Here is a 435-nt window from a genome sequence, read left to right as displayed (position 1 = left end):
CTTTGTGATTCATGACTGGGGTGAAGTCGTAACAAGGTAACCGTAGGGGAACCTGCGGTTGGATCACCTCCTTACCTTAAAGAACCTGCCTTTGTAGTGTCCACACAGATTGTCTGATGAAAAAGTAACGAGCAAGACGGCTGCGAAGTCGCGACACATCGTGTCCCCTTCGTCTAGCGGTTAGGACTCCGCCCTTTCACGGCGGCAACAGGGGTTCGAATCCCCTAGGGGACGCCACTTGCTGGCTGTGAGTGAAAGGCACAACCAACGATATCTCAAAACTGACTTTATAAGTCACGTTTGAGATATTTGCTCTTTAAAAATCTGGATCAAGCTGAAAATTGAAACGACACACTGTGTCTGCTCTCCGTAATAAGAGCAGATAAGCGGTGTGTTCGAGTCTCTCAAATTTTCACGACACGAACTGTTTTACGA

At 47.6% G+C, this 435-nt stretch carries 1 tRNA gene and 1 rRNA gene; both read left to right on the top strand.

From position 1 onward, the window contains the following. A 16S ribosomal RNA gene (locus tag M8014_RS00100) occupies positions 1 to 74 on the top strand; the annotation flags it as partial. Positions 75 to 162: 88 nt separating this feature from the next. Then, a tRNA-Glu gene (locus tag M8014_RS00095) sits at positions 163 to 237 on the top strand. Positions 238 to 435 lie beyond the last annotated feature (198 nt).

Source organism: Silvania hatchlandensis (assembly GCF_025564065.1).
Classification (GTDB): Bacteria; Pseudomonadota; Gammaproteobacteria; order Enterobacterales; family Enterobacteriaceae; genus Enterobacter; species Enterobacter hatchlandensis.
This window is presented reverse-complemented; position numbering and strand designations above follow the sequence as displayed.